General features: G+C 70.4%; 25 protein-coding genes. 11 read left to right on the top strand and 14 right to left on the bottom strand.

The genetic code is table 11. From position 1 onward, the window contains the following. Window positions 1–426 precede the first annotated feature (426 nt). Window positions 427–966 carry a VanZ family protein gene (locus tag MMF94_RS29395; RefSeq protein WP_241040494.1) on the top strand — a complete coding sequence of 180 codons (540 nt, stop codon included), beginning with the start codon at window positions 427–429 and terminating at the stop codon, window positions 964–966. A gap of 37 nt (window positions 967–1003) precedes the next feature. Here MMF94_RS29395 and MMF94_RS29390 read toward each other — a convergent pair whose 3' ends face one another. Beyond that, window positions 1004–2557 carry an amidase gene (locus MMF94_RS29390; RefSeq protein WP_241040493.1) on the bottom strand — a complete coding sequence of 518 codons (1554 nt, stop codon included), beginning with the start codon at window positions 2555–2557 and terminating at the stop codon, window positions 1004–1006. Window positions 2558–3074: 517 nt separating this feature from the next. Beyond that, window positions 3075–3494 carry a DUF1707 SHOCT-like domain-containing protein gene (locus tag MMF94_RS29385; protein WP_241040492.1) on the bottom strand — a complete coding sequence of 140 codons (420 nt, stop codon included), beginning with the start codon at window positions 3492–3494 and terminating at the stop codon, window positions 3075–3077. Between the two features lie 95 nt (window positions 3495–3589). Between MMF94_RS29385 and MMF94_RS29380 the strand changes: the two genes are divergently transcribed. Beyond that, window positions 3590–4513 carry a cation diffusion facilitator family transporter gene (locus MMF94_RS29380; protein WP_241040491.1) on the top strand — a complete coding sequence of 308 codons (924 nt, stop codon included), beginning with the start codon at window positions 3590–3592 and terminating at the stop codon, window positions 4511–4513. 9 nt (window positions 4514–4522) lie between these two features. Here MMF94_RS29380 and MMF94_RS29375 read toward each other — a convergent pair whose 3' ends face one another. From MMF94_RS29375 to MMF94_RS29360, 4 genes are read right to left on the bottom strand one after another with little or no spacing between them, the layout of a single operon-like run. Then, window positions 4523–4852, bottom strand: coding sequence for a YnfA family protein (locus MMF94_RS29375; RefSeq protein ID WP_241040490.1), 330 nt, complete (start codon window positions 4850–4852; stop codon window positions 4523–4525). 4 nt (window positions 4853–4856) lie between these two features. After that, the gene (locus MMF94_RS29370; protein WP_241040489.1) at window positions 4857–6077 is read right to left on the bottom strand and encodes a hypothetical protein; all 1221 of its coding nucleotides are present in this window, start codon (window positions 6075–6077) and stop codon (window positions 4857–4859) included. Continuing rightward, window positions 6078–6983: a hypothetical protein gene (locus MMF94_RS29365; RefSeq protein WP_241040488.1), complete on the bottom strand. Its 906-nt coding sequence runs from the start codon at window positions 6981–6983 to the stop codon at window positions 6078–6080. Window positions 6984–7036: 53 nt separating this feature from the next. Further along, entirely contained in the window at window positions 7037–7369 is a 333-nt protein-coding gene (locus tag MMF94_RS29360) for a hypothetical protein (protein WP_241040487.1), read from the bottom strand. Window positions 7370–7503: 134 nt separating this feature from the next. On the opposite strand from MMF94_RS29360, the gene MMF94_RS29355 reads away from it, so the two are divergent. Continuing rightward, complete coding sequence (locus MMF94_RS29355; protein WP_241040486.1) at window positions 7504–9369, top strand: prolyl oligopeptidase family serine peptidase; 1866 nt, start codon at window positions 7504–7506, stop codon at window positions 9367–9369. Between the two features lie 51 nt (window positions 9370–9420). Here the strand turns inward: MMF94_RS29355 and MMF94_RS29350 are convergent, their stop codons facing one another. Beyond that, window positions 9421–9843, bottom strand: coding sequence for an organic hydroperoxide resistance protein (locus tag MMF94_RS29350; protein ID WP_241040485.1), 423 nt, complete (start codon window positions 9841–9843; stop codon window positions 9421–9423). A 130-nt stretch (window positions 9844–9973) separates the two neighbouring features. Here MMF94_RS29350 and MMF94_RS29345 point away from each other — a divergent pair, with 130 nt between their 5' ends. Next, complete coding sequence (locus MMF94_RS29345) at window positions 9974–11011, top strand: GNAT family N-acetyltransferase (RefSeq protein ID WP_241040484.1); 1038 nt, start codon at window positions 9974–9976, stop codon at window positions 11009–11011. 54 nt (window positions 11012–11065) lie between these two features. Here the strand turns inward: MMF94_RS29345 and MMF94_RS29340 are convergent, their stop codons facing one another. Next, on the bottom strand, window positions 11066–12151 hold the full coding sequence (locus tag MMF94_RS29340) for an ABC transporter ATP-binding protein (protein WP_241040483.1): 1086 nt from the start codon (window positions 12149–12151) through the stop codon (window positions 11066–11068). Between the two features lie 245 nt (window positions 12152–12396). Between MMF94_RS29340 and MMF94_RS29335 the strand changes: the two genes are divergently transcribed. The 3 genes from MMF94_RS29335 (at window position 12397) to MMF94_RS29325 (ending at window position 15745) form a co-directional block, all read left to right on the top strand. Further along, window positions 12397–13776, top strand: coding sequence for an ABC transporter substrate-binding protein (locus tag MMF94_RS29335; protein ID WP_241040482.1), 1380 nt, complete (start codon window positions 12397–12399; stop codon window positions 13774–13776). Between the two features lie 89 nt (window positions 13777–13865). After that, window positions 13866–14834 (top strand): carbohydrate ABC transporter permease, encoded by a 969-nt coding sequence (locus MMF94_RS29330; protein ID WP_241040481.1) that lies wholly within the window; start codon window positions 13866–13868, stop codon window positions 14832–14834. Beyond that, window positions 14831–15745: a carbohydrate ABC transporter permease gene (locus MMF94_RS29325; protein WP_241040480.1), complete on the top strand. Its 915-nt coding sequence runs from the start codon at window positions 14831–14833 to the stop codon at window positions 15743–15745. The genes MMF94_RS29330 and MMF94_RS29325 overlap by 4 nt, the downstream gene beginning before the upstream one ends. On the opposite strand, the gene MMF94_RS29320 is transcribed toward MMF94_RS29325, so the two are convergent. Continuing rightward, window positions 15746–16525, bottom strand: a complete 780-nt coding sequence (locus MMF94_RS29320) for an SCO4651 family lipoprotein (protein ID WP_241040479.1) — start codon at window positions 16523–16525, stop codon at window positions 15746–15748. 184 nt (window positions 16526–16709) lie between these two features. Here MMF94_RS29320 and MMF94_RS29315 point away from each other — a divergent pair, with 184 nt between their 5' ends. Continuing rightward, complete coding sequence (locus MMF94_RS29315) at window positions 16710–17987, top strand: MFS transporter (protein ID WP_241040478.1); 1278 nt, start codon at window positions 16710–16712, stop codon at window positions 17985–17987. A 115-nt stretch (window positions 17988–18102) separates the two neighbouring features. Continuing rightward, the gene (locus MMF94_RS29310) at window positions 18103–19053 is read left to right on the top strand and encodes an endonuclease/exonuclease/phosphatase family protein (protein ID WP_241040477.1); all 951 of its coding nucleotides are present in this window, start codon (window positions 18103–18105) and stop codon (window positions 19051–19053) included. Window positions 19054–19077: 24 nt separating this feature from the next. Here MMF94_RS29310 and MMF94_RS29305 read toward each other — a convergent pair whose 3' ends face one another. From MMF94_RS29305 to MMF94_RS29295, 3 genes are all read right to left on the bottom strand, one after another. Continuing rightward, window positions 19078–20181 carry an aspartate-semialdehyde dehydrogenase gene (locus tag MMF94_RS29305; RefSeq protein ID WP_241040476.1) on the bottom strand — a complete coding sequence of 368 codons (1104 nt, stop codon included), beginning with the start codon at window positions 20179–20181 and terminating at the stop codon, window positions 19078–19080. Window positions 20182–20325: 144 nt separating this feature from the next. Then, on the bottom strand, window positions 20326–21591 hold the full coding sequence (locus MMF94_RS29300) for an aspartate kinase (RefSeq protein WP_241040475.1): 1266 nt from the start codon (window positions 21589–21591) through the stop codon (window positions 20326–20328). Between the two features lie 255 nt (window positions 21592–21846). Next, the gene (locus MMF94_RS29295) at window positions 21847–22149 is read right to left on the bottom strand and encodes a hypothetical protein (RefSeq protein ID WP_241040474.1); all 303 of its coding nucleotides are present in this window, start codon (window positions 22147–22149) and stop codon (window positions 21847–21849) included. A 310-nt stretch (window positions 22150–22459) separates the two neighbouring features. Here MMF94_RS29295 and leuA point away from each other — a divergent pair, with 310 nt between their 5' ends. Beyond that, on the top strand, window positions 22460–24256 hold the full coding sequence (gene leuA, locus MMF94_RS29290) for a 2-isopropylmalate synthase (protein WP_241040473.1): 1797 nt from the start codon (window positions 22460–22462) through the stop codon (window positions 24254–24256). 45 nt (window positions 24257–24301) lie between these two features. Here leuA and MMF94_RS29285 read toward each other — a convergent pair whose 3' ends face one another. Then, window positions 24302–24913, bottom strand: a complete 612-nt coding sequence (locus MMF94_RS29285) for a hypothetical protein (protein ID WP_241040472.1) — start codon at window positions 24911–24913, stop codon at window positions 24302–24304. A gap of 121 nt (window positions 24914–25034) precedes the next feature. Between MMF94_RS29285 and MMF94_RS29280 the strand changes: the two genes are divergently transcribed. Further along, window positions 25035–25643, top strand: a complete 609-nt coding sequence (locus MMF94_RS29280) for a DedA family protein (protein ID WP_241040471.1) — start codon at window positions 25035–25037, stop codon at window positions 25641–25643. On the opposite strand, the gene MMF94_RS29275 is transcribed toward MMF94_RS29280, so the two are convergent. Then, window positions 25621–26736, bottom strand: coding sequence for an ABC transporter ATP-binding protein (locus MMF94_RS29275; RefSeq protein WP_241040470.1), 1116 nt, complete (start codon window positions 26734–26736; stop codon window positions 25621–25623). The two genes, MMF94_RS29280 and MMF94_RS29275, sit on opposite strands and share 23 nt — an antisense overlap.

The raw sequence follows: 26736 nt of genomic DNA, 5'->3' as shown, positions 1-26736 counted from the left end.
GCACGGGACGTGATCGTCGAGCAGGCTGGCTGCGCCCGAGGCGCCGCGGGGTCGGGCTGTGACAGGTCGACGGGATGGCACTGATCGGCGCCGAAGCTGCGGCAAGGCAGCAGGAAGGCATCACGAGCCCTGGCACGCCCCGCCTGAGCTCGACACGCCTCGGCACGCTGAGCGGCCAGAAGCGCCTGAGTCGGCCCTGGCCGGCACTGTGGTACCGCGTTCGGGACGAAGAGGTCGCAGGTTCAAATCCTGTCACCCCGACACAGGCCAGAGGCCCTGTCCGAGATCATCGGACAGGGCCTCTGCCTTTGGTACGGCTGCGTCCGCCCGTCGTGCCGGCCCGGGTAGATTCCGCGGTCCGACGGAAGTGGAGGCGGCATGGCCGGGGGGTGGCACTTCTTCGGCACGTTCACTGGCGTTGCATTCATGACGGTGGTCGCACTGCCTTTGGCCGTGCTGGCGGTGTGGGCTCTGGCACGCCGCCGGAGTGCCACCGGCACCACTTCGGCGTGGCGGTGGTCGCTGGCCGAGGTCGGCATCGTCTACGGGACGGTGCCGTGGGTATCAATGATCATGTTGCCGGGAAGCCGGGCGGGCGCTGCCCCCGGTCGGGTGAGCCTGGTGCCGCTGCAGGATCTGCTCACGATTCTCGCCGACGCGCCGCTGACGGCGGCGGGCCAGATCGTCGGCAACCTGCTGGTGTTCGCGGCCCTGGGGTTCTTCGCCCCGATGCGGTTCGCGGCGCTGGCGTCGGTGCCGCGGATCCTGGCGCTCGCGGCGGGCTGCTCGATCCTGGTCGAGGTCGCGCAGTACGTCCTGCAGCTGGATCGAGTGTCCTCTGTGGACGACGTAGTGCTCAACGCCGCCGGCGCCGGGCTGGCGGCGCTGGCATCGCGCCGCTGGTGGCGCGCTACGGCCAGAGCGTCGGCAGATCGACCTCGATCGGCCCCGGTACCGGGACGCTGAGCCGGTTGGCGTCCGTAGCGCTGCGGATCCGTTGCGCTCACGAAGAGGCGACGCCCCCGACCATCACTCCAGCGGGTGCCGGGAATCCACCCACGGCCTGTTCGAATGTATGGGCCACGCGCAGCACGGTGGCGTCGTCGAACCGCTTCCCGATGATCATCATCCCGGTCGGGAGACCGTTGGCCATCCCGGCGGGCACGCTGCACGCGGGATGGCCCGATATGTTCATCGGAGTGGTGTTGTTCACCATCTCAATGGCGCGAATGATCACTTCCTCGCGAGGGGCGTCCTCGGCCGGGATGACCGAGGCCTGGATCGGCGTGGTCGGCATGACCAGCACGTCGAAACGCGACAAGGCCTCGTCGTAGGCCGCCTGAAGGTGCGATGTCAGGTTACGGGCCATCGCGTAGTGCTTGCCCCGATAGCGATCGAGCGAGTACCGGCCCGAGAGCAGGATGAGCTTGATCGTCTCGGAGAACTGGCTGCCGTCCTCGCGCCACTTGTTGCCGTAGAACTCCATGAACTCGGGGTCGTAGAGGCCCTGCCAGTTCAGCCCGTAGCCGTTGGCGTCGACCATCTGCGCCGTGGCGCCCTCGATGGTGATGACGTCCCAGAGCATCCGGCCGTGCACGTGCCACGGAATCGAGACGTCTTCGGCCGTGAGCCCGGATTCCCGCAAGGTCTCGACGGCCGCGCGCACCGTGTCGTCCACGGCGGGTTCGGAATTCGGGTGCCCGAAGCCCTCGCTGACCACGCCGACCCGCAGTCCCTCCGCCGAGCGAGCCAGCGCGCCCACGTAGTCGTCGACGACGAGGTTGGCAGGCTGCCGCGGGTCGTGACCGTCGAACCCCGCGATGACGCCGAGCACCAGTGCGGCGTCCGCCACCGTGCGCGTCATAGGGCCCACGTGGTCGATCGTCCGCTCGATCGAGAGCGCGCCCGTGTACGGCACGAGGCCGTAGGTGGGCTTGTGCCCGACGATCCCACTGAAAGATGCGGGCATGCGGATCGACCCGGCCTGGTCCCCGCCGGTGGCGAAGTCGACCGCGCCACACGCGACCAACGCCGCGCTACCGCTGGAAGACCCGCCACTGGACCTGGCGAGATCCCAGGGGTTGCGCACCGGTCCGGTGTGCGAGGTGTGCGAACCGCCGGAGGCAGAGAGGTTCTCGCACACGGCCTTTCCCGTGATCGTGGCGCCGGCATCGAGCATCCGGGAGACGATCGTGGCGTCCCGGCGCGGGACGAAGCCCTCCACGATGGGGGATCCGTTCATCATCGGCACGCCGGCCACGGCGGTGTTGTCCTTGACCGCCACCGTGCGCCCGGCCAGCGGACCCTCGCCGCTTCCGGTCACCTCGCAGGTCACGTACCAGGCGCCCAGCGGGTTGTCGGCCGCCTCCGGACGCGTCCAGGCCCGCTGCGGAACCGCCGGCTCGACCTCGGCGTGCAGCCGCTCGACAACGTCCCACGACTGAAGCACGCCGTGCACCAGCGGGGCGAAGGACGCGACGTCGGTGTCGGTCAGACCCAGGCCGTAGCTCTCGGCGACCTTGGTGATGGCCGACGGATCAGGCGGCTGAACAGGCATATGAGATCTCCTCGAAGTCGGCAGCCCACCGAATCGCGACGAGGGGCAGGCCGACGTGTGCCAATGATGATGGCGAATGTACCTTCCAACAGCCTGAGAGAACCCATTTATCATCGCTCAGTTGATCGTCGATCCCATCACAGACCGTCCTCGATCGACCGGCCCGCGAGAACTTCCACGTCGAAGTTCAGACAATACGGGACGGTTGAGAATTTCCACACCTCGCGAACTCTCTCCATGCATTACAGATGATCACCGCTGGTCACAGCAGTCCCCAGCGTGCCCGAACGCTGCGCAACAGGATGAGATCGCGACGATTGGAACGGTTGGCCTACCGTCAAACCGTTCCGGTGAGTTACCAGAGATTCCACACAGCTCGGGACACGCCGGGACAAAGCCGGACAGTTCTGACGCCATCCCAGCAGATGCAAACTTCGGCGCGCCGGAATTCGTCCCGACTGCCCATGCCAACCACGCAGGCCAGACGTTCTTGAACAATTACAGAACTATTATTGCCTCAGCTGCGCCTCGGGCGCCCGATACCCGCCAGGTACAGCACCAGGAGCACGAGGCCGGGCGGCAGCGCCAGCCACAGCAACCACAGCGAACTGCCCGCGTTCACCGCGAAGAGGGCCCAGATCGACAGGCTGAGCACGGAAAGACACGACCATATGATCGTCAGCACGCGCATGGCGACGCCGCCACCGGTGTCGGAGAAGACGGTGCGGCGCCCCGGCTCGGGCGGCAGCGCGGGCAGGTCGGCCGTGACGCGCTCGAGCTCGCCCCGGGTGCGGGCAGCCCAGACGGAGCGCACGCGCTCGTCGAACTCACCGAGGTCCAACTGGCCGATGTCATGTGCGCGGCGCAGCGCATCTTGGACCCTGCCGCGCTCGACGTCCGATACGCGCATGTCCTCCGGTAGGACGGGTTCCGTCACGCGCGGATGATCCCACGCCCCTCCGACGGTGGCGATCACTGATCGTCGGGTGGCTCAAGTTGCACTCATGCACACTCCCGCATATGTTGGCGGCCATGGGGGCTGGTCACGGTCACGGTCACGGCGTCGACGCCGGTCAGAGCGCATCGGGCCGCTACTCGCGGCGGTTGGCGATCTCGGTCGTCATACTCACGGCGTCGCTCGTCCTGCAGGTCATCGTCGGACTCGCCACGTCGTCGCTCGCGCTGCTCTCCGACGCGGGGCACAACTTCACCGATGTTCTCGGCATCGTGATGGCGCTCGCCGCGATCACCGCCGCCCGCACCTCGGGGCGCAACGACCGTCGCACCTTCGGGCTCTACCGCGCCGAGGTGCTCGCCGCACTCGCCAACGCAGTGCTGCTGTTCGGCGTGGCCGCGTGGGTGGTCGTGGAGTCCGTGCACCGGTTCACCGACCCACCCGAGGTGCCCGGGCTCCCGCTGATGCTCACCGCGATCGCAGGCCTCGCCGCCAACCTCATCGTTTTCGGCCTGCTACGACAGGGCGCGAAGGAGAGCATCAACCTCCGCGGCGCGTACCTCGAGGTGATCTCCGACACCCTCGGGTCGATCGGTGTGCTCATCGCCGGTCTGGTCATGCTGGTGTGGGGCTGGCCTTACGCCGACCCGATCATCGCGATCGCGATCGGTCTGTTCATCCTGCCGCGTACCTGGTCGCTCGGCAGGCAAGCCGTCCGGATCCTCGTACAGGCCGCCCCGGCCGATGTCGACGTCACCGCCATCCGGTCCGAACTCGCCGCCCTCAAGGGCGTGCAGGACGTGCACGACGTCCATGTCTGGACGCTCACATCCGGGATGGAGGTCGGCTCCGCCCACCTCACCGTCGACGCGGAATGTGATCCGGCCGTGGTGCTCACCCAGGCACAGGCACTGCTCGCCGAACGCCACCATCTGGCGCACTTCACCCTGCAGGTGGAACCGCCCGGAGCGCGCACGGGCTGCGCGGAGCTCGCCTGGTGACGCGACCCGTCAGCGGGGCACGTACATGATCACCGCGACTCCGGCGAGGCACAGCGCGGCTCCGACGTAGTCGAGCCGGTCCGGGCGGAACCCGTCCATGACCACCCCCCAGGCGAGCGAGCCCGCTACGAAGATCCCCCCGTACGCCGCCAGGATCCGGCCGAAGTGCGGATCCGGCTGCAGGGTGGCGACGAACCCGTAGGCCCCGAGCGCCACCACGCCGGCCCCGACGAACAGCAACCCGCGGTGCTCCCGCACTCCCTGCCAGATCAGCCACGCTCCACCGATCTCCGCCACCGCCGCGACGACGAACAGCAGGATCGACCGGACAACCGTCATGGCATCAGGAGAGCACGAGCAGGAACAACCCGGCCATCGTGTAGGCCACCATCAACAGTACGAGCGGCACCTGGTCGGCGAGGCGCCGGTGCTCGGGCAGCAGGGCCACGCTCCGGTCGTGCGCGGCGACGACCGCCACGACGTGCCCGACGAGCACTGCTCCGATCTGAACGCCCGCCACGATCGCAGGCGCCGGCACGGCGGTGACCGCCCCGAGGTGCGCGCCCGCGAGCTGTGCGAGCCCCCGAGGCCCTTCGACCAGCAGCAGCGTGACGTAGTGGGCGATCGTGTACCCGGCTGCGATCGGCACCAGCGTGGTCACGAGCGGGCCCGCAAGCCGTCCGGTCGCGGCTCGGTAGAGGCCGGCGACCATCAGCACCAGTCCGATGAGCACGAGGGTGTCGAGCACCGGCGGGAGGTTCAACGCCTGCCAGCCGATCCAGCCGGTGAGGCCGTCGAACACGGTGGAGCCCCACCACACCGCGACGAACCCGACCAGCCCCGGCGCCGCGGGAACGGCCGCGAGCCCCCGCAACGGGTTGCGCAGCCCGATCCGCCCGTTGTCCAGCCGACCGATGGGGGCGAGCGCGCCCGTGAGCACCGAGTAGGTCTCGAAGGCGTCGGCCCGGTCGAACCAGCGCGCGCCGAACCGCAGCGCGGCCACGGTGTGCACCACGGCGTACGCCAGCAAGAACCCGGCGACGACGGCCGGCCGGTCGCGTCCGGGCGCGATCAGCTCCAGCCAGACGAACACGAACAGCCCGGCGTCGGCGGGGAAGTGGCCGAGCCGATCGGGTAGTGATGCGGTGCCCTGCACGGGCATGCGCAGCGCCGTCGCGACGAGGCGGTGCAGCAGCCGCAACGGGTTGACCACCCGCCAGACCGGCCCCAGCAGCAGCGACGCCGGGACGACCCCCACCCACAGCAACACGTAGAGCGCTCTGGGAGCCGGGTTCGCGTCGGGGTCCTGGGGACCGGCGAATCCGTAGCCCACGATCGCGACGGCCCCGGCCAGCGCCACCGCCTGGAGAGCGTCGCGCAGGCGGGGCGAGTCCAGAACGACCGGCAGCGGCCGTCCCGTCACCGGGCCGGTGAAGCGCGGATGCTTCCACAACAGCGCCACGGCCAGGAACGACACGAGCACGACCACGCCGCCGGTCTGGAGCACGAGCTCGCCGTCGAGAGGCAGCCCCTCGACAGCGCCGATGCCGTGCGCGAGCAGCATCTACGCCGCCGGGACAGGACCGCGGCGCAGCACCGCCATCCCGGCGACCACCACGCCGAGGCCTCCGCCGAGAGTCAGCGCCACGAGAAGCCGGTCGAAATCCGCGCCCCACGAGAAGGGGACCACGGCCTCGCCGAGCGTGAAGGCGTCGATCGGGGTGATGACGACGGCGAACAGGCCTCCCGCCGCGACGCACAACAGCGGGCCGCCGACGTGCCCCCGCACCGTGAGCCACGCCCCGACGGCACCGAGCGGCCACCCGAGCAGCGCGTATCCCGCCGCGCTGAGCAACATCAGCGCGTACGGCTGATCCTCCGGCACCCCGGCGGAGCCGAAGACGTGCAACAGGTGCGAACCGATCACCACGCCCGTCGCCGCGGCGAGCGCGACCCGGCCCAGCCGTCGCCCCGCTCCGAGTACACCCACCACGGCCGGGACCGCCAGCGCGACGATCGCCAGCGCCACCCACAGCGCCGTGGCCGGGGGCGGGGGCCAGAACTGCTCGCCGTGCACCGTCGCCACGCCGGAGCCCACGCGAAGCGGAACCGACCAGGCGAGCCGGTCGCCGTCGGGGCGGTCGCCGGCCGCGGCGGCAGTGACCCGCGGGTCGATCCAATAGGCGACGGCGCCCGGAGCGACGGCGGGCAGGGCGGCGAGCGGGGATCCGTCCGGCGGTTCGACGACCACGGTGTCGCCGGTGCCGTTCTCGATCCGCAGGCGGGCACCGAACTCGACCGCACGGACGTCCAGACCGGGGACGGGCGGATCGATCGCGAGCACCCGCGCCTCACTGGTGGACGACGACAATCCGCCTGCGTGTGCGAGAGCCGGCGTCGCGCCTGCCGGGAGCAGGAGTGCGGTCATGGCCACGAGCAGGAGCAACTGCGCAATCCGCACCCCCGGCACAAGGTCACCCTACGCGGAGACGCACACACGTGATCGACGCACGCCCGCCCCGGCTAGGCGATCTGGAGTTGCGTCAGTGGGGTGCCGCTGCCCTCCAGCTCGACGTCGAAGACCCCTGGCAGGTCGGCCGCGAAGCGCAGGGTGGCGGTGGCGCCCGCGGTGACGTAGGTCATCCGGTCGTAGCCGTGCAGGTGCACCTGCTCGGCCACGTCGCTCGCCACCACCAGGTCGACGGTGGACCCGAGCGGCACCGCGTACCGCCGCACCCCGCCGGTGACCGCCCCGTCGGCGAACGTCACCTCCACCCGTTGGACACCGTCGGCCGTGACGACGGGCGCCGCAGCGCCGGTGCCCGCTGTGCCGCATCCGACGACGAGAAGCACCATCGCCGCCAGCGTCGCGGCCAGACGCGGCCCCATCAGACGGCCGCCGGTCGTGGTCCCCGAATCCGCACGACGAGATTCAACCGTGGACCCATGGACACGCCGGCGTCCGGGCGAGGTGCGGCAGGATCGAAAGCGTGACCGAACACCCTGCCGCACCCGTCCCCGACCGGCTCTTCGACGACGAGCGCGAGCAGCGGTGGCGCGCCCGGTTCACCGCCACGCGGATGTCGCGGCCGGGCTGGGCCCGCGATGCCCCTGACCGGTCGGTGTACACGTCCAACAGCAGCGGTACCACCGAGGTCTACGTCTGGGACCGCGCGGCAGGCACGCACCGGCAGGTGACCGACCGCCGCAGCGGGACGCTCACGGCAACCCTCCCGCCGGACGGCGGGACGGTGTGGTGGTTCGCCGACACCGACGGCGACGAGTTCGGGCACTGGGTGACCGAGCCGTTCGCCGGGCTCACCGACGGGGCCACGGCCGCGGCCGCCGTCGCGGGCGTCGAGGACGGCTACCCGGCAGGCCTGGAGATCGGCCGCCGGGTGGTGGCCGTCGGTACTTCCACCGACGACGGCACGAAGATCTGGCTGCACCGCGGCGACGGCCCGCCGGAGGTGATCTACACGCATGCCGAGGACGCCGGCGTCGGAGCGCTCTCCGAGGACGAGACCCTGCTCGCGATCAGCCACTCCGAGCACGGCGACTCCCGGCACCCCTCCGTGCGCGTGCTCAGGGTGTCGGACGGCGCCGCGGTGGCCGAGAAGTCCGACGGCGAGGGGAAGGGCCTGACCCCGCTCGCGTTCGCCCCGATCGCCGGCGACGGGCGGCTGCTCCTGCTGCACGAACGTCACGGCCGCGAGGAGCTGCTGATCTGGGACGTCCCCGCCGACACGGAGCGGGAGCTGCCGCTCGACCTGCCCGGCGAGATCGTGGCCGACTTCTACCCCGACGGCCGCAGCCTGCTCGTCTGGCACACCCACGCCGCCCGTACCCGCCTGCACCGCTACGACCTCGACACGGGCGAGCTGACGGAGCTGCCCGTGGCGCCGGGATGCATCGGATCGGCCGAGGTCCGCCCGGACGGCACGGTCGAGTACACGTGCTCGTCGGCCGCGGAGCCGCCTGCGGTGCGCGCCCTGCGCCCGGACGGCACCGACCACGTGCTCATCGCACCGCCCGGGCAGCGCGCGCCCGGATCGGTGCCGGTCGAGGACCTCTGGGTGGACGGGCCCGGTGGCCGGGTGCACGCGCTCGTCGCCCGCCCGTCCGGCGTGGAAGGCCCGGCGCCTGCCGTGTTCAGCCTGCACGGAGGCCCGCACGCGGCCGACGAGGATCGCTTCAGCGCGGCCCGCGCCGCCTGGGTGGACGCCGGGTTCGTCGTCGTGGAGGTGAACTACCGAGGCTCGACCGGGTACGGCTCGGCGTGGCGCGACGCCATCGAGGGCAGGCCGGGGCTCACCGAGCTGGAGGACGTGGCCGCTGTGTTCGACCGGTGCGTCGAGTCCGGTCTCGTCGACCAGAAGCGTTGCGTGGTGGAGGGCTGGTCATGGGGCGGCTACCTGGCGCTGCTGGCCGCCGGCACGCAGCCCGACCGCTGGGCCGCGTCGCTCGCGGGAGTGCCGGTGGCCGACTACCTCACGGCCTACGCCGACGAGATGGAGCAGCTCCGCGCGTTCGACCGGGCCTTGTTCGGCGGGTCACCGCAGGAACGCCCGGAGGCCTACCGGGTGGCCTCGCCGCTGACCTACGTGGCCGAGGTGCGCGCCCCGGTGCTGGTGCTGGCCGGGGAGAACGACCCGCGGTGCCCGATCCGGCAGGTCGACAACTACCTGGACGCACTCGCTGAGCGGAGCGGCATCGAGCCGCTCGTGGGCACGTCCCAGGGCGACGTCCACTACCAGGTCAGCCGCTTCGACGCGGGCCACGGCTCGCTCGTCGTGGACGAGACCATGCGCCACATCGCCACCGAGATCGCCTTCGCGCTGCGGGCGGTGGCCTGACGCAGCCCTGCGCGGATACGGATGCGGGGAGCATCCGTATCCGCAGATGGGTCAGACGGTCGCGTTCAGCTGCACATCCACGTTGCCGCGGGTGGCCTTGGAGTACGGACACAGCTGGTGGGCGGCCTCGACGAGGTCGTTCGCCGTGGCCTGGTCGAGGCCAGGCAGGTGGGCGGTGAGGGCGACGCTGATCGCCATGCTGGTGTCGTCGCGGCCGATCCCGACGGCGGCGTCGACGCTTGCGCCGTCGGGGATACGCACGCCCTTGTTCTTGCCGGCGAGGCGCAGGGCGCCGTGGAAGCAGGCGGAGTAGCCCGCCGCGAAGAGCTGCTCGGGGTTGGTGGCGCCTCCTGGCCCACCCATCTCCTTCGGGAACTTCACGTCCTGGTCGATGACGCCGTCCGAGGAGCGAACGTGACCGTCACGGCCTCCACCGGTGGATGTCGCCTCAGCGGTGTAGATCGCCTCTGTCATGAACCCGCCTTTTCTCGAGGATATGTCGTGCACAACCTATCTCCGGGATCCAGCGCTGTCATGGTTCGTTAGCGGCCACGAAACATCTCCAAGGAACTCTTGGGACCCGACCCCCGAGGAGGTGGCGTACATGGCCCTGTGGCGGGTGCATGTCCAGCTGGAGGACCGGCCCGGCAGGCTCGGCGAGCTGGCCACGGCGGTCGGGGCGGCCGGTTGCAACATCATCTCCCTGCACGTGGTCGGCGAGCCTGCCGACGACGGTTCGATCACCGACGAACTGCTCGTCAAGGTGCCGGAGTCGGCCGATCCGGCCACGCTCGTCGAAGCGGTGGAGGGCGCCGAGATCCCCTGCACGCTCCTCGTACGCGCTGACGCCACCGAGCTCTCCGACCCCGCCACCACCGCGCTGGCCCTGGCCCGGATGGTCGCGGCGGATCCGGGCAGCGCACCGCGCGCGGTGGCCACGATGCTCAGAGCGCGACTGGTCGACCCGTCCGCCGAACACGACGACGGGCACACGCATGTCATCCGCGTGGGCGCTCAGCAGCTGCGGCTGGGCCGGGCCTGGCCGTTCACAGCCACCGAGCTCTCGCGGGCGGCCGCGTTGCTGGAGCTCGCCACCCAGCTCGCGATGCGCGCCCCGGCACGCGCGGTGTCCCCCGATCGGATCCTCCTACTGCGCGACGGATCGCAGGTGCGCATGCGACCCGCCTCCGACGGCGACGCCCCGCTCGTGGCAGCACTGCACGCGCGCTGCGCCCCGCACTCGCGGCGGTCCCGGTTCCTGAGTCCCACGCGCCAGCTCGCCCCCGGCGAGCTCGAGGCGCTCCTCGGCCTGGGGTCCGAGTACGGTCGGGCCGTGCTCGCGGTGACGGTCGACGGCGGTAGTGCCGTCGGGATCGCCAACCTCGACGGCGCCGGGGCGGGCACGGCGCGCGCGGCGGTGCTGGTGGAGGACGCCTGGCAGCGCCGGGGGTTGGGCACGGCCCTGTTGCGCAGAGTGGCGGAGACGGCGGCCGAGCAAGGGCTGACGGAGCTGACCGGAGTGGTCCGTGCCGACGATCTCGGCGTCACCCGACTGCTCCGTCGCGCGGGGCTGCGGCCGTGCGCGGAGATCGTGGACGACAAGGTGCACCTGCGGGCCGCGCTTCCCGCCCCGGTCGCCTGAAAGCGCCGAGCGGCCCTGGAACCGCTGGTCCCGGGGCCGCTCGGACAGGCTCGATCAGATCTCGATGCGCTCACCGGTGTCGCCGGCGAACATGTGCAGGGCGCCCTCACGGGGGGCGAGGTGCAACACCGCGCCCTTGTTCGGCGGCGTGCGCCCGTCAACCCGCGCGATGACCGCGCGGCGCTCGCCGCCCACCTCGGTGCTGCCGTAGACGTAGGCGTCGGCGCCGAGTTCCTCGACGACCTCCACCTCGGTGAGCAGGCCGGCACCGCTCTCGACGATGTCCATGTCCTCGGGCCGGACGCCGACCGTGACCGACCGGGTGGCGCCCACGGCGTCGGCTGCCTGCCGAGGCACGCGGACGTCGGCGCCGCCGAAGTGCAGCGTGTCGCCGTCGACCTCCACAGGGAGCAGGTTCATCGCGGGTGAGCCGATGAACCCGGCGACGAACACGTTGGCCGGCTTGTCGTACATCTCGCGCGGCGTGCCGACCTGCTGCAGGAGCCCGTCCTTGAGCACCGCGACGCGGTCGCCCATCGTCATCGCCTCGACCTGGTCGTGGGTGACGTAGACGGTGGTCGTGCCGAGACGGCGCTGCAACGACGCGATCTGCGTGCGGGTGGAGACGCGAAGCTTGGCGTCCAGGTTGGACAGCGGCTCGTCCATGCAGAACACCTGCGGCTGGCGCACGATCGCGCGGCCCATGGCGACGCGCTGACGCTGACCACCGGACAGCGCCTTGGGGCGCCGCTCGAGGTAGTCGACGAGGTCGAGGATCTTCGCGGCCTCCATGACCCGCTCCTGGATCGTGGCCTTGGACTGCCCGGCGATCTTGAGCGCGAAGCCCATGTTCTCGGCGACCGTCATGTGCGGGTAGAGCGCGTAGTTCTGGAAGACCATCGCGATGTCGCGGTCCTTGGGCGGCACCCGCGTGACGTCGCGACCCCCGATGTGGATGGAGCCCTTGTCGATGTCCTCCAGCCCGGCGAGCATCCGGAGGGCCGTGGACTTGCCGGAACCGGACGGCCCCACCAGGACGAGGAACTCCCCGTCGGCGACCTCCAGGTCGAGCGAGTCGACAGCGGGGACGGTGGAGCCGGGGTAGATCCGGCTCGCGCTGTCATAGGTCACAGCAGCCATGCTGTGCTCCTTCCACCGGCAGGAACGTGCCGGACGATCCGAGTGTGAGGGAGTAGCGATCGAAGAGTGCCATGCCGATCACGATCAGGACAGACCTACTACCCTGAGTGGCAAGTGGGCACGTAGCGTGAGGTTACGTTATCGTTACTGTCCGCTATTGCCCGTTTCCGTGCGGGACCGCTTCCATGGCGTGATTCCCGGGTGCGAGGCACGCGCCCGTCCTTCCCCGATGAAGCGGAGATGTGATGCCTGCTGTGCCATCAAGAGGGCGCGCGGCGAGCCTCGCGAGCGGGGTCCTCGCTCTGGGTCTCGTGCTCGCGGGTTGCAGCGGGAGCAACGTCGCGGGTGGCGGCCCCACCGGGCCTGCCCCGGAGTGCGGTGCCTACGCCCAGTACGGAGACCTCAACGGGAAGACGATCACGGTCTACACCTCGATCGTCGAGCCTGAGGACCAGCCGCACATCGACTCGTACAAGCCGTTCGAGCAGTGCACCGGGGCCAAGGTCGTGTACGAGGGCTCGAAGGAGTTCGAGGCCCAGCTCCCCGTCCGGGTGCAGGCGGGTAGCCCGCCGGATATCGCGTACGTGCCCCAGCCCGGCCTCCTGGCCACCCTCGTGCGGCAGACGGGCGCGGTGAAGCCGGCCCCCGCCGGCGTCGCCGCCAACGTCGACCAGTACTTCCCGGAGACCTTCAAGTCGGCGGGCAGCGTCGACGGCACTCTCTACGCCGCCCCGCTGGGCGCCAACGTGAAGTCGTTCGTCTGGTACTCGCCGAAGGCCTTCCAGGCCAAGGGCTACACCGTGCCGACGACCTGGGACGAGATGATCGCGCTCTCCGACCGGATCGTCGCCGAGGGCGGCAAGCCCTGGTGCGCCGGCATCGGCTCCGGCGAGGCCACCGGCTGGCCCCTCACCGACTGGCTCGAGGACGTGATGCTCCGGGAGAACGGCCCGGAGGTCTACGACCAGTGGGTCAGCCACGCCATCCCGTTCAACGCCCCGCAGGTGAACGCGGCGCTCGACCGCGTCGGTTCGGTGCTGAAGAACCCGGCGTACGTCAACGGCGGGCTCGGCGACGCCTCCTCGATCGCCACCACCACGTTCCAGGACGGCGGCCTGCCGATCCTCGACGAGACCTGCTACATGCACCGCCAGGCGAACTTCTACGCGGCGAACTGGCCCGAGGGCACCGAGATCACCGAGAACGGCGACGTCTACGCGTTCGAGCTTCCGCCGATCAACCCGGCCTCACCGCAGACCATCCTCGTCGGCGCCGAGTTCGTGGCGGCGTTCTCCGACCGGCCCGAGGTCCAGGCCTTCCAGGCCTACCTGTCCTCGCCGGAGTGGGCCAACGAGAAGGCCAAGGCGGGCTCGGCTCTCGGGCAGAGCGGCTGGGTGAGCGCCAACACCGGCTTCGACCCGGCCAACCTGTCGAGCCCCATCGACCGGCTCTCGGCCGAGATCCTGCAGGACGAGGGCAACACCTTCCGGTTCGACGGGTCGGACCTGATGCCGGCCGCGGTCGGCGCCGCCACGTTCTGGCGGGGCATGACCGACTGGATCACCGGCAAGAGCACGGCGGACTCGCTGACGTTCATCGAACAGTCCTGGCCCGCCGGCCAGTAGGAACCGCGCCACACGGCCCGGCGCCCCGAGCGGGTGCCGGGCCGTCCGTCCCGGGGCGTGCCCCTCGGTGTGCTCGGAGGTGAGCCGGCATGACCCTGCTGGACAAGCTTCTCCAACTTCTCGTGGCAGCAGCGGTCTTCGCCGCAGTGCTCGGCGCGGTGCTCCTGGTGGCAGGCCGCGCCAAGGGCCGCCGCACCGACGTGGTCGCCGGCATCGCATTCGCGACGCCCGCGTTGCTGCTGCTCCTCGTCGGGCTGCTCTACCCGGCGGGACGTACCGCGGTGCAGTCGCTCCTCGACGCCCGTAGCGCCGGGTTCATCGGCCTGGACAACTACGTGCGGATCTTCACCCAGCCCGACCTGCTCGTCGTCCTGCGCAACACGGTGCTCTGGGTCGTGGTCACCCCGATCCTCGCCACGGCGATCGGGCTGGTCTACGCGGTGCTGGTGGACCGGACGCGCTTCGAGTCGTTCGCCAAGGCGCTGATCTTCCTGCCGATGGCGATCTCGTTCGTCGGGGCGTCGATCATCTGGAAGTTCGTCTACGAGTACCGGCCCAACCAGCAGAACATCCAGCAGACCGGGCTGGTGAACCAGTTCCTCGTCTGGCTGGGCTTCGAGCCGGTCAACCTGATCCTGCAACAGCCCTGGAACAACCTGCTGCTGATCGTGGTGATGATCTGGATCCAGGCCGGGTTCGCGATGACCGTGCTCTCGGCCGCGATCAACGCCATCCCGAGCGACATCGTCGAGGCCGCGCGGCTCGACGGGGTGGGCGGCGTGCGCCTGTTCTGGTACATCACCCTGCCGAGCATCCGGCCGGCCGTGGTCGTGGTGGTCACCGCGATCAGCATCGCGGTGCTCAAGGTCTTCGACATCGTCCGCACGATGACCGGCGGTCAGTTCGGCACGAGCGTGGTGGCCAACGAGTTCTACGTGCAGAGCTTCCGGCTCTCCGACCTGGGCATGGGCTCCGCCCTGGCCATGTTGCTCTTCCTCCTGGTGGTGCCGATCGTGATCTACAACGTGCGGCAGATTCGGAAGGCGGACGCGCGATGACGCTGCTCGACACGCGCGACGACGCGACTCCCGGCATCGTCACGGCGGCGACGACGCGGCCCGCGACCGCCCGCCGCCGGCTGTCCTCACCGTGGGCGTCGCTCGCGGCGATCGTGATCGCCGTCCTGTGGACGATCCCGACGTTCGGCCTGTTCCTCTCCTCGTTCCGCCCCGAGCGGGATGTCCAGCGAACGGGCTGGTGGACGTTCTTCGCCAACCCGAGCATCACCTTCGACAACTACGCCGAGGTGCTCTTCGGCGGGAACCAGCCGCTCATCGGCTACGTCGTCAACTCGGTGCTGATCACGCTTCCCTCGGTGGCCATCCCGATCGTGCTGGCCACGCTCGCGGCCTACGGGTTCGCATGGACGAAGTTCCCGCTGCGCGACACGCTCTTCGTCGGGATCTTCGCGCTGCAGATCGTGCCGCTGCAGGTGGCGCTGCTGCCGCTGCTGGAGATCTTCGTGGGCAGCGGCCTCAACAACACATTCTGGACGGTGTGGATCGCGCACTCGACGTTCGCGCTGCCGTTGGCGATCTTCCTGCTGCACAACGCGATGCGCGAGATCCCGGAGGAGCTCGTGGAGGCCGCGCGCGTCGACGGCGCCGGGCACGTGCGCATCTTCACCACGATCATGCTGCCGCTGCTGAAGCCCGCGATCGCGGCGTTCGCCGTGTTCCAGTTCCTGTGGGTGTGGAACGACCTGCTGGTCGCGCTCGTGTTCGCGGGCGGCACGTCGGACGTCGCGCCGCTGACGGTGCGGGTGGCCGACCTCGCCGGCACGCGCGGCGCCGACTGGCACCTGCTCGCTGCAGGCGCCTTCGTCTCGATCGTGATCCCGCTGCTGGTCTTCCTCGGGCTGCAGCGCTACTTCGTGCGCGGCCTGCTCGCCGGCAGCGTCAAGGGCTGATCAGCGCACCGTCGCCGGATCCGGTGCTTGCACGGTGACGGGCACGCCGAACTCGATGTACTCGGACACGAGGTTCATCGCGGTGCTCGACCCTGCGATGTCCATGGTCATCCGCGTCTGCAGCTTGCGCACGCGGCCCGCGTCGTCGATGTAGACGTCACCCGCGATCGGTCCACCGCGCTGAAGCGCGGCCGCACCGTCGCCCGCCATGCCGGACGCCGCAGCCAGCGACGCCGGGTCGATGGTGAAGGTCAGGTGGCGCACCTGCTCTCCCCGCAACTCCTCGACGCCGACGAGCCGCACGTCGCTCGACACCTTCTGCAGGATGTCGAGCTGCTGGGCCGGGTCGTACTGCTGACCACCCGCGGCGGCGCCCTGCGCCTGCGTCCGCGTCCAGCCTTCCTGCCCCGGCAGGCGCGTGTAGAACGTGGCGCCGTCCATGATCACGTCGACCTGGCTGCGCTGCGCAGCGGTGCCGGTGGTGGTCACGGAGATGTCCCCGACCTTCCTGGCGAAGTCGTAGCTACCCGCCCCGCTGGCCGTGGTGTCCTGACCACCCGAGCTGACCTGCATCTGGAGCGCGAAACGGGTGGACCCGGACGCGAACGTGGCGGCGGCAGCGCTGGCGAGAAGCGCGGCGGGATCGCCTGCAGCGGCCGCCCCGTTCTGGGCCGCCGGGGAACCCACGGGCGCCTCCCCGGTCCCGCTGCAACCACCGAGGAGCGCGACCGCGACGACGGCCACGCAGGCGATTCCTGCACCACGGATCGGTCTTGGCATGGGTCCTCCTGGACGTGAGGGCAGCAGACAAGGGCCGGTCGGAGCGGCACCTTATGCCGATCCCGGCGCTGCGAAGGGGATCTCCGCGCGCACGTCCGGTTGGCCTTGCACCGAATGTGGTCCGAGAGCCCGGCGTGCCCGAACCCGGTCGAGATTTGTCGGTCCCCCGGTCCACTATGTCCACGTGACACCGAGCGACGAGGGCAGCGACGAGGGCAGCGACGAGGGCACTGCCGGCCTGGCCGCCTACCGCACCGTTCTCGCGCTGCCCGGGGTCGCGGCGCTCACGGCGGTCTCGTTCCTCGCGCGCATCGCTCCGTCGGCCGCCGCCATCACGCTCACCCTGCACGTGGTGCTCACCCTCGGGCACGGCTACGCAGCCGCGGGTCTCGTCGGGGCGGCTTCCACGATCGGGATGGCCGTCGGCGCACCGTTGCTCGGCAGGCTCGTCGACCGGCGAGGGCTGCGCACGATGCTGTCGCTCACGCTGTGCGCCGAGGCGGTGTTCTGGACCGTCGCCCCGTGGCTGTCCTATCCCGCGCTGCTGGTCGGGGCGTTCCTCGGCGGCCTGCTCGGGATGCCGGTGTACTCGGTGGTGCGGCAGTCGCTCGGCGCGATGGTGCCCGCACAGCACCGCAGGCCTGCCTTCGCGCTCGACTCGATGTCGGTCGAGATGTCCTACATCATCGGTCCCGCCGTCGGCACGCTCCTCGCGCTGCAGCTGGCCACCAGCACGGCCATGTGGATCGTCGGGGCCGGCTGGGTCGCCTCGGGCGTCGCGCTCTGGCTGCTCAACCCACCCACCCGGGCCCCGGAGACCGCTGGCGCCGCCCGGCCCGGCCCGGTACGCGAGTGGCTCGACCTGCGACTGCTCGGGGCGCTGCTGGCCACCACCGCGGCTGTCGTGCTGATCTTCGGCACCGAGATCTCGATGATCGCCGGGCTGCAGACCAGCGGACAGGCAGCGGCCATCGCGGTCGTCAACGCGGTGTGGTGCATCTCGTCGCTCACCGGAGGGTTCCTCTACGGCGCGGCCCGCCGCTCGCCGTCGCTGTTCGTGCTGGTCGCCGCCATGGGAGTGGCCACGCTGCTGGTGGCCGCCGCCGGCCCCTGGTGGTCCTACGCACTCCTGCTCGTGCCCGCGGGCCTGCTCTGCGCGCCGTCGCTCGCGGCCAGCTCGGAGGCCGTCAGCGGCCTCGCCCCCGAGCACGCCCGCGGTCTGGTCACCGGGCTGCACGGATCCGCCATCACCGTGGGGGCGGCGATCAGCACGCCGGTCGCCGGGTTGCTGATCGACGTCGGGTCGCCCGCTGTGGCCGTGATCACTGTGGGGCTCGCCGGCATCACGGTCGCCGGAGTCGCGGCACTCCTCGCCCGCAGGGGCGCTCGTCTGCGCAGGCAGAACGCCCCGCAGGTTGCCTCGATCGGGGTAGGACCCTCAGTGGGCTCTCAACCGATCTAAGGCACACTCGGTGCCGATGACCGCGCCGCCGGACAGCCTGCAGGCCCCAGCACCACCGCCGGGTCCGCCATCGGCTCCTTCCTCCTCCTCTGGCCGCAGAGACGCCCTGCGCTACGTGGCGGCGGTCGTCTTCACGCTCCTCGTGGCCGTGGTCGCCCTGCCCGACCTGCTGTTCGGGCTGGACCAGCGCAGCCCCTTCACGCAGCTCGTGTCGTTCCGTCCGTGGATCCTCATCGGGGTCGCGGGGCTGCTCGTGCTGCTGCTCGTGGTGATGGTGTTCGAGCGGCGTGTGCTGCCGTTCGTCGACGGCGTGGTCCTGGTGCTGCTCGTGGGCGTTGCGATGCTCGTGCCACGCCTGGTGGCCGATCCGGTACCCGCCGGCGGCACGCCGCTCACGGTCCTCGCCTTCAACACCTTCGAGGGAAGGGCCGACGTCCAGCAGGTCGCCGCGCTGATCGAACAGGAGCGGCCGGACGTGGTGGCGCTCAGCGAGGCGGGCGGGCGCTACGCCGACCGGCTCCGGCCGCTCGTCGAGCCCATGGGCTACCACCTGGAGAGCTCGATCGGGTCGCGCCGGCGCGATGTCGAAGGCGTCACCACTGCGGTGTCCGATCGGCTCGGCGACGTGCAGGCCCGGATCGGCACGGAGACCTCGGCGTTCCCGTACATCGAGCTCAGCGGGGCGGGCCTGGGCGGCATGCGTGTGGCGGCGTTCCACTCGGTGGCGCCGGTGCCCGGCAGCGTGCCGGACTGGCGCTCGGATCTCGGCCTGCTCCGGCAGTGGTGCGCCGGCCCGACCCCGGCGATCGTCGCGGGCGACTTCAACGCCACGCTCGACCACTCGGTGCTGCGCGACGCGATCGCCGGTTGCGGCGACGCCGGGGCACAGACCGGTGAGGGTCTCGTGCCGACGTGGGGCCCCACACCTCGGTTCCGCAACCTCCTCGGGCCGCAGATCGATCACGTGATCGCCAACAACGGCATCACCGCCGAGTCGTTCGAGGTGCACGACATCGCGGGCAGCGACCACCGCGCGATCATCACCCGGCTGCGGGTGCCCGGCTGAGCCGGGCCACCCGCAGGCCGTGCGTCAGAGCCGCGCGGCCACCGTCTCCGCGATCTCGTAGGTGTTGAGCGCGGCGCCCTTGCGCAGGTTGTCGCCACACACGAACAGCTCGAGGGTGTTGGGGAAGTCGAGCGCCTGCCTGATGCGCCCCACCCACGTGGGGTCGCCGCCCACGGCGTCGACGGGCGTGGGCCACTCCCCCGAAGCGGGGTCGTCGCGCAGGACGATCGTGGGCTGCTCGCTCAGCACCTTGCGCGCCCCGTCCACCGACACCTCACGCGCGAACGTGGCGTGCACGGCGAGGGAGTGCGTGGTGACCACAGGGACCCGCACGCAGGTGGCCGACACCTTGAGGCCGGGAATGCCGAGGATCTTGCGGGCCTCGTTGCGGACCTTGAGCTCCTCCGACGACCACCCGTCGTCCTTGAGCGACCCGGCCCACGGCACCACATTGAGGGCCAGCGGCGCCGGGAACGGCGAAGCGGTGGCGTCGAGACCGGCATCGGCCAGTGCCTCGGCGACGTCGCCGCCGCGCATCCCGACCTCGTGGCCGCTCACCGCGGAGAGCTCGGCGTAGAGCCGGTCGATCCCGGCCTGCCCCGCGCCCGACGCCGCCTGGTACGAGGCGACGACGATCGCCTCGAGCTCGAACTCACGGTGCAGCGCGCCCATCGCGGCCATCATCGACAGCGTGGTGCAGTTGGGGTTGGCGATGATCCCCTTGGGCCGCTCGGTGACCTTCTCGGCGTTCACCTCGGGCACCACGAGCGGCACGTCGGAATCCATGCGGAACGCGCCGGAGTTGTCGACGACCACCGCGCCGCGGGACGCGGCGATGGGTGCCCACTGGGCGCTCACCTCGTCGGGCACATCGAACAGCGCGATGTCGACGCCGTCGAAGACCTCCGGCGCGAGCGCCTGCACGGTGACGTCCTTGCCACGCACCGGCAGCACCCGGCCCGCCGACCGGGGCGAGGCCACCAGCCGGATGTCCGACCACGGAACGGACCCGCGGCTGTCGATGATGTCGATCATCGTGGTGCCGACCGCACCGGTGGCCCCGACGATCGCGACGACCGGCCCCCCGGTGGGCGAGCCCTCTCCCCGCTGCCTGTCGAACTCGCTCATCGCACGCCCTCGCTGCGCTCGGCCGACGCTTCGCGAAGGCACTGTGACACTGATTCACTCGCACGCTCGCTCATCGCACGCCTTCGCTGCGCTCCGCCGACGCTTCGCGAAGGCACCGTGACACTGATTCACTCGCAAGCTCGCTCATCGCCCACTCCCCGCGTGCACCACGGCCTGCTCCGCTCCCCCGAGCTCGAACGCGGCGTGCAGGGCACGCACCGCGGCGTCGAGCTGTTCCACGCGGCAGATCACGGAGATCCGGATCTCCGACGTGTTCATCGTCTCGATGTTGATACCGGCGTTGGACAGGGCCTCACAGAACGTGGCCGTGACACCGGGGTGGTTGCGCATCCCCGCTCCGACCAGCGAGACCTTGCCGACCTCGGAGTCGTGCAGCACCTCGATGAAGCCGATCTCGTCCTGGGCTGCGGTGAGCGCGGCCATGGCGCGCGGCCCGTCGGTGCGCGGCAAAGTGAACGTGATGTCGGTGCGCCGGGCGCCGGAGTGGCTGATGTTCTGCAGCACCATGTCGATGTTGATGTCGGCGTCGGCCACGACGCGGAAGATGCGCGCGGCCATGCCGGGGGTGTCCGGCACCCCGGTCACCGTGATCTTGGCCTCAGACCGGTCGTGCGACACCCCGGTGATGATCGCCTTCTCCACGGGAATCTCCTCGATCGAGCCGCTGACGAGCGAGCCCGGCTTGTCGTTGTACGAACTGCGCACCCGCAGCGGGACGTTGTAGCGACGTGCGTATTCCACGGAGCGCAGGTGGAGGACCTTCGCGCCGCAGGCCGCCATCTCGAGCATCTCCTCGTAGGTGATGCTGTCGAGGCGCTGGGCGTCCGGCACGATGCGCGGGTCGGCGCTGTAGATGCCGTCGACGTCGGTGTAGATCTCGCAGACGTCCGCCTCGAGGGCGGCGGCGAGGGCCACAGCCGTGGTGTCGGAACCACCGCGACCGAGCGTGGTGACGTCCTTGGAGTCCTGGCTCACGCCCTGGAAACCGGCGACCAGCACGATCGAGCCCTCGTCGAGCGCATCCCGCAGACGCTGCGGGGTGACCTGGACGATGCGCGCGTCGCCGTGCTTGGAGGTGGTGATCATGCCGGCCTGGGACCCGGTGAACGAACGGGCCTGCGCGCCCAGCGAGTGGATCGCCATCGCGACGAGGGCGTTGGAGATGCGCTCGCCCGCGGTGAGCAACATGTCCATCTCGCGCGGCGGCGGGGCCGGCGACACCTGCTCGGCGAGGTCGAGCAGCTCGTCGGTGGTGTCGCCCATGGCGGACACCACCACGACGACGTCGTGACCCTCTTTGTGGGTGCGGACGATCCGTTCGGCGACCTTCTTGATCCGATCCGCATCCTGGACTGACGATCCGCCGTACTTCTGCACGACGAGGGCCACCGCCGACCTCCTGTCCTGATGCCGTGTACAGCGGCACCGTGGGCTACCGTCCTCACCGAGAGTCGCGCAAGCGCTACCGGCCGAGGTTCTGGTCGGAATCCCACATTACCGGGCAGCATGCCCGCTACCGACTGGAATGGTCCACACCACAGCGGGCGCTAGCAGGTGCGGCCACTCGCATCAGCGACGGCCGCGTGCAGGTACGAACTCGACTACGCAGGGTGCTCGGTCGTCGAGACTCAGCGAGATCGAGTCTCAGGGGATGCGGCGCACGATGCGCACCACGACGCTGGTGATCGCGAACCACACCAGGGCGGCCGTGCCGTAGTTGAGCACGATGCGGAGTTTGTGGTCGGGCGGCAGGAACAGGTTCGACAGGCCCAGGTTGAACGTGTCGGCCAACTGGTTGATCGTCGTGGCGATCGTGTTGGCCGGGTTGGCGTCCAGCAGCGTGAGCACGATGTGCAGCACCAGGACCAGCACGATCAGCATGCCGACGATCCGAAGGACACTGGCCAGGCCGTCGATGCCCCGCCGTGCCGTGGTTCCCACTGTCACAACGACCTCCCCATGGCACTCGCTCCTGTACTCCGTTGTACCCGCACGAAGCACTCCCCGACACGAACACGGTCATAGTGACACGCTCCGCATCCTCCTCCTACCAGCCGGTATCACCCAATGGGATGACGCGGGGGACACAGGGCGCTTGCGGAACTCCCCCCGGCTGGGGCTAACCTCGAAGGCGTGGCGCTCCTGCTCCTTCGTCGCCGCGGCGGGGTCTGACCGACCGGCCCCTCGTCGCGGGGATCAGACGTGCGCGCCGGTCACGTCATCAAGCTTGATCGGCCCACCACAGGAGTACGCCCGCATGACCACCTCGCCCGACGCCTTCAGCTCGTCGACGTCCAGCAGGCTGCGTAAGCCGTCCCGCCCCGCTCCCGACGAACAACCCGTCTGGAATCCGCAACGCGGCTCGCATATGCCGATCCACCGCTACCGCCCGTTCCACGAGCTGGTGGAACCGGTGTCGCTGCCCGACCGCACCTGGCCCGAGAAACGGATCACCACGGCCCCCCTGTGGTGTGCGGTCGACCTGCGTGACGGCAACCAGGCCCTGATCGACCCTATGAGCCCGGCCCGCAAGCACCGCATGTTCGAACTGCTCGTACGCATGGGCTACAAGGAGATCGAGGTCGGGTTCCCGGCCGCGAGCCAGACCGACTTCGACTTCGTCCGGGAGATCATCGAGCAGGACCTGATCCCCGACGACGTCACGATCCAGGTGCTCACCCAGGCCCGTCCGGAGCTGATCGAGCGCACGTACGAGGCCTGCGAGGGCGCTCCCCGCGCGATCGTCCACCTCTACAACTCCACCTCGATCCTGCAGCGGCGGGTGGTGTTCCGCTCCGACCGTGCGGGCATCTCCAAGATCGCGACCGACGGCGCGGAGGACGTGCTGCGGTTCGCCGAGAAGTACCCCGCCACCGACTGGCGCTTCGAGTACTCCCCCGAGTCCTACACCGGCACCGAGCTCGAGTACGCCGTGGACGTCTGCAACGCGGTCTCGGCGGTCTGGCAACCCACCCCCGAGTCGCCGATGATCGTCAACCTGCCGGCGACGGTCGAGATGGCCACCCCGAACGTCTACGCCGACTCGATCGAGTGGATGAACCGGCACCTGGCCCGCCGGGACGGCGTGGTGCTCAGCCTGCACCCGCACAACGACCGCGGCACGGCCGTGGCCGCCGCCGAGCTGGGCTACCAGGCAGGGGCCGACCGCATCGAGGGCTGCCTCTTCGGCAACGGCGAGCGCACCGGCAACGTCGACCTCGTGACACTGGGAATGAACCTGTTCACCCAAGGGATCGACCCGCAGATCGACTTCTCCGACATCGACGAGATCCGCCGCACCGTCGAGTACTGCAACCAGCTGGACGTGCCCGAGCGGCACCCGTGGGGCGGCGACCTCGTCTACACGGCCTTCTCCGGCAGCCACCAGGACGCGATCAACAAGGGCTTCCAGTCCATGCACGCCGACGCAGCGGAGGCCGGCGTCGAGGTGGACCAGTTCCGCTGGGAGGTGCCCTACCTGCCGGTCGACCCCAAGGACATCGGCCGCACCTACGAGGCCGTGATCCGGGTGAACTCGCAGTCCGGCAAGGGTGGCGTCGCCTACATCATGAAGGCCGAGCACCAGATGGATCTGCCGCGGCGGCTCCAGATGGAGTTCTCCCGCGTGATCCAGGAGGTCACCGACTCCGAGGGCGGCGAGGTCTCCCCCAAGGAGATGCGCGATGTCTTCGACACCGAGTACCTCGGCCGCGTCACACCGCTAAAGCTGATCCGCCATCGGCTCACCAGCGACGGCGAGGGCACCGACGAGATCGTCGCCACCGTGCGCGTCGAGAGCGACCTGCACGAGATCACCGGCAGCGGCAACGGGCCGATCGCGGCATTCGTCGATGCGCTCGCAGGCATCGGTTTCGACGTGCGGGTGCTCGACTACCACGAGCACGCCATGTCCGCGGGTGACGACGCACGGGCCGCCGCCTACGTCGAGTGCGCCGTGGAGGACACCGTGTTCTGGGGTGTCGGCGTGGACAGCTCGATCGTGAACGCCTCGCTCAAGGCCGTGGTCTCGGCGGTCAACCGCGCGATGCGCTGACCGCTCGCGCGGGTACGGGTGCTCGGGCACCCGTACCCGCGCGTGTCAGGCCCGGTTTCGGCCCTCGGTGAAGAACCCCGCCACAGCCGCCTCGTCAGGGAGGTCGCTCGCCCAGCGCAGCGCACCGAACGGGGCGTTCCAGAACTCCCCCTCACGCGGCGTCCACGGGCCCACGTAGGCGTACGGCAGGGGATTCCCCTCGTCGCCGGGAGAGATCCCGTAGTTGACCTCGTCGACGGAGATGCCGAGGTCGAAATGCTCCGGCCAGAGCACCGGGCTCGACTCGGGCTCGAACGCCCGCAGCCCGGCGTCGCCCCGGGCGAACCAGCCCAGGATCAGCGCTGCCGACGAGGGGTCCACGGCCAGCGGCTCGTCCAGGTCGACGCCCGAGGTGTCGCTGTAGATCCCCTCGGGTGGTCCGGCCTCCACACCGGCTGCTTTCCCCAGCTCGCGCAGCGTCCCGTGCAGCGGCCATCTGCCGTCCGGGCCGACGAGGTCGGTGCCCTGCACCCGCAGCGGTGCCGCCACCCCGGCGAACCCACCGGAGCACACCGACAGCCGGATCGTGCCGTGCGCGCGGTACTGCGGGCCGGCGATCACACTCTCCGCCACGCCGTGCAGAGCACGCCGCGTCGCCACCAATTGCTGCTCGTCCATGGAAAGGACTGTCCCCCATCCCCGCGGATGCACGCTGCTCGGAGCCGAAGTGCTACCTGGGCGGCCGTATCCGAGCGATACGGCTCCGAGGTGCGGCTCGTAAATCAGGTAGCGTCCTTGTGTGCAGCTGCCGGTGAACCCCACCGCCGCCTATCTCGTCGTCTTGCTGTGGACTTCTCTACCGTTCACCCCTGCCGAGCCGGTGCTGGTCGCCGGCGGGTCGTGGTCGGCCGAAGGTGCGCTGTGGCTGCCGCTGGTGATCGTGGCTTCTGCGATCGGTTCCCTCCTCAGCGACCTCGTCAAGTACGCCATCGGCTGGTACGCCGGTCCCGCGCTGCTCGCGCGGCTCCGGCGACGGCGTGCAGGAGCACGCGCGGCCGACTGGGTGGAGTCCCGGGTGCGCACGGCCGGCGCGGCGGTGATCGTGCCGTCGTACTTCGTGCCGGTCGGAGTCGTGGTCTCCACACTGCTCTGCGGCGCTCTACGCCTGCCGTGGCGCGCGGTCGCGCGGGCGTCGGTGCTCGGCGCGCTGCTGTGGTCGGCGGTGTACGTCCTGATCGGCTACGTCGGCGGGAAGGCGACGGGTGACCCACTGCTCGGCGTCATAGTCGGCGTGCCGGCAGCGTTCATCCTCGGTGCGCTGCTCGCCCGCCGGGCCCGGGCGCGGGAATCTGCCGAGGTCACACAGCCCAGCAAGGCAGCACCGCTCAGCGACCCAGGATCTCCGTAACCGAGCCGGGCAGGTCCGGCACCGCACCCGGGGCGAGGACGTCGTCGACCGCCTCGACGTCGACGCGGTGCGTCTGGAGTCGTCCACTGCGGATGTCCTCCGCGTAGTGGCAGGCGACCCGGTGCCCTGCGGGCGCTCCATCGATCACGCGCAGCAAGGGCCGCTCGTCGTCGCACCTCGTCGGCTGACGCCACGGGCAACGCGTGTGGAAGCGACATCCGCTGGGGGGCGCAGCGGGCGACGGCAGGTCCCCGGTGAGCAGGATTCGCTCCCGGCGGTCCTCCAACTCGGGGTCCGGCACCGGCACTGCCGAGAGCAGGGCCCGCGTGTAGGGGTGCTGCGGATCGTCGTAAAGAGCCTGGGAGGGCGCCTCCTCGACGAGCCCACCGAGGTACATCACGCCCACCCGGTCGCTCACGTGCCGCACAACCGCCAGGTCGTGCGCGATCACCAGGTAGGTGAGGCCCAATTCGGCCTGCAGCCTGCCGAGCAGGTTCAGGACCTGCGCCTGCACCGAGACGTCGAGCGCCGACACCGGTTCGTCGGCCACGATCAGATCGGGCTCGACGCAGAGCGCGCGGGCGATCCCGATGCGCTGGCGCTGGCCGCCGGAGAACTCGTGCGGGTAGCGGCGCAGCGCGCCTGCCGGCAGCCCGACCGAGTCGACGAGCTCGCGCAGGCGCGCTCCGTCGGCCGCGCGGCCGCGGGAGAGGCCGTGGGCCTTCATTCCCTCGGTGAGCAGCGACTCCACGGACTGGCGGGGGTCCAGGCTGGACATCGGATCCTGGAACACCATCTGGAAGCGGCGGCGCATCCGGCGCAGCTGCTCACCCCGCAGGTGCGCCACGTCGACGCCGTCGAACGTCACCTGCCCCGCGGTCAGATCCACGAGCCGCAGGATCGCCCGCCCGAGGGTGGACTTGCCGCAGCCCGACTCGCCCACCAGCCCGTAGGTCTCGCCACGTCCGATCTGGAGCGAGACACCGTCCACCGCGTACACGTGCCCGACGGTGCGGTCGAGCACGGCGCCGCGCTTGATCGGGAAGTGGACCGCGAGATCGCGGACGTCGAGCAGGGGTTCGCTCGTCTCCAT

The organism is Pseudonocardia alaniniphila (assembly GCF_022524485.1).
GTDB classification, from domain to species: Bacteria; Actinomycetota; Actinomycetes; order Mycobacteriales; family Pseudonocardiaceae; genus Pseudonocardia; species Pseudonocardia alaniniphila.
This window is presented reverse-complemented; position numbering and strand designations above follow the sequence as displayed.

Coding starts and splice junctions, on each gene's coding strand:
- MMF94_RS29395 (WP_241040494.1), top strand. CDS start 427: ATGACGGTGGTCGCACTGCCTTTGGCCGTGCTGGCGGTGTGGGCTCTG.
- MMF94_RS29390 (WP_241040493.1), bottom strand. CDS start 2,557: ATGCCTGTTCAGCCGCCTGATCCGTCGGCCATCACCAAGGTCGCCGAG.
- MMF94_RS29380 (WP_241040491.1), top strand. CDS start 3,590: ATGGGGGCTGGTCACGGTCACGGTCACGGCGTCGACGCCGGTCAGAGC.
- MMF94_RS29375 (WP_241040490.1), bottom strand. CDS start 4,852: ATGACGGTTGTCCGGTCGATCCTGCTGTTCGTCGTCGCGGCGGTGGCG.
- MMF94_RS29370 (WP_241040489.1), bottom strand. CDS start 6,077: ATGCTGCTCGCGCACGGCATCGGCGCTGTCGAGGGGCTGCCTCTCGAC.
- MMF94_RS29360 (WP_241040487.1), bottom strand. CDS start 7,369: ATGGTGCTTCTCGTCGTCGGATGCGGCACAGCGGGCACCGGCGCTGCG.
- MMF94_RS29350 (WP_241040485.1), bottom strand. CDS start 9,843: ATGACAGAGGCGATCTACACCGCTGAGGCGACATCCACCGGTGGAGGC.
- MMF94_RS29345 (WP_241040484.1), top strand. CDS start 9,974: ATGGCCCTGTGGCGGGTGCATGTCCAGCTGGAGGACCGGCCCGGCAGG.
- MMF94_RS29340 (WP_241040483.1), bottom strand. CDS start 12,151: ATGGCTGCTGTGACCTATGACAGCGCGAGCCGGATCTACCCCGGCTCC.
- MMF94_RS29335 (WP_241040482.1), top strand. CDS start 12,397: ATGCCTGCTGTGCCATCAAGAGGGCGCGCGGCGAGCCTCGCGAGCGGG.
- MMF94_RS29330 (WP_241040481.1), top strand. CDS start 13,866: ATGACCCTGCTGGACAAGCTTCTCCAACTTCTCGTGGCAGCAGCGGTC.
- MMF94_RS29325 (WP_241040480.1), top strand. CDS start 14,831: ATGACGCTGCTCGACACGCGCGACGACGCGACTCCCGGCATCGTCACG.
- MMF94_RS29320 (WP_241040479.1), bottom strand. CDS start 16,525: ATGCCAAGACCGATCCGTGGTGCAGGAATCGCCTGCGTGGCCGTCGTC.
- MMF94_RS29305 (WP_241040476.1), bottom strand. CDS start 20,181: ATGAGCGAGTTCGACAGGCAGCGGGGAGAGGGCTCGCCCACCGGGGGG.
- leuA (WP_241040473.1), top strand. CDS start 22,460: ATGACCACCTCGCCCGACGCCTTCAGCTCGTCGACGTCCAGCAGGCTG.
- MMF94_RS29285 (WP_241040472.1), bottom strand. CDS start 24,913: ATGGACGAGCAGCAATTGGTGGCGACGCGGCGTGCTCTGCACGGCGTG.
- MMF94_RS29275 (WP_241040470.1), bottom strand. CDS start 26,736: ATGGAGACGAGCGAACCCCTGCTCGACGTCCGCGATCTCGCGGTCCAC.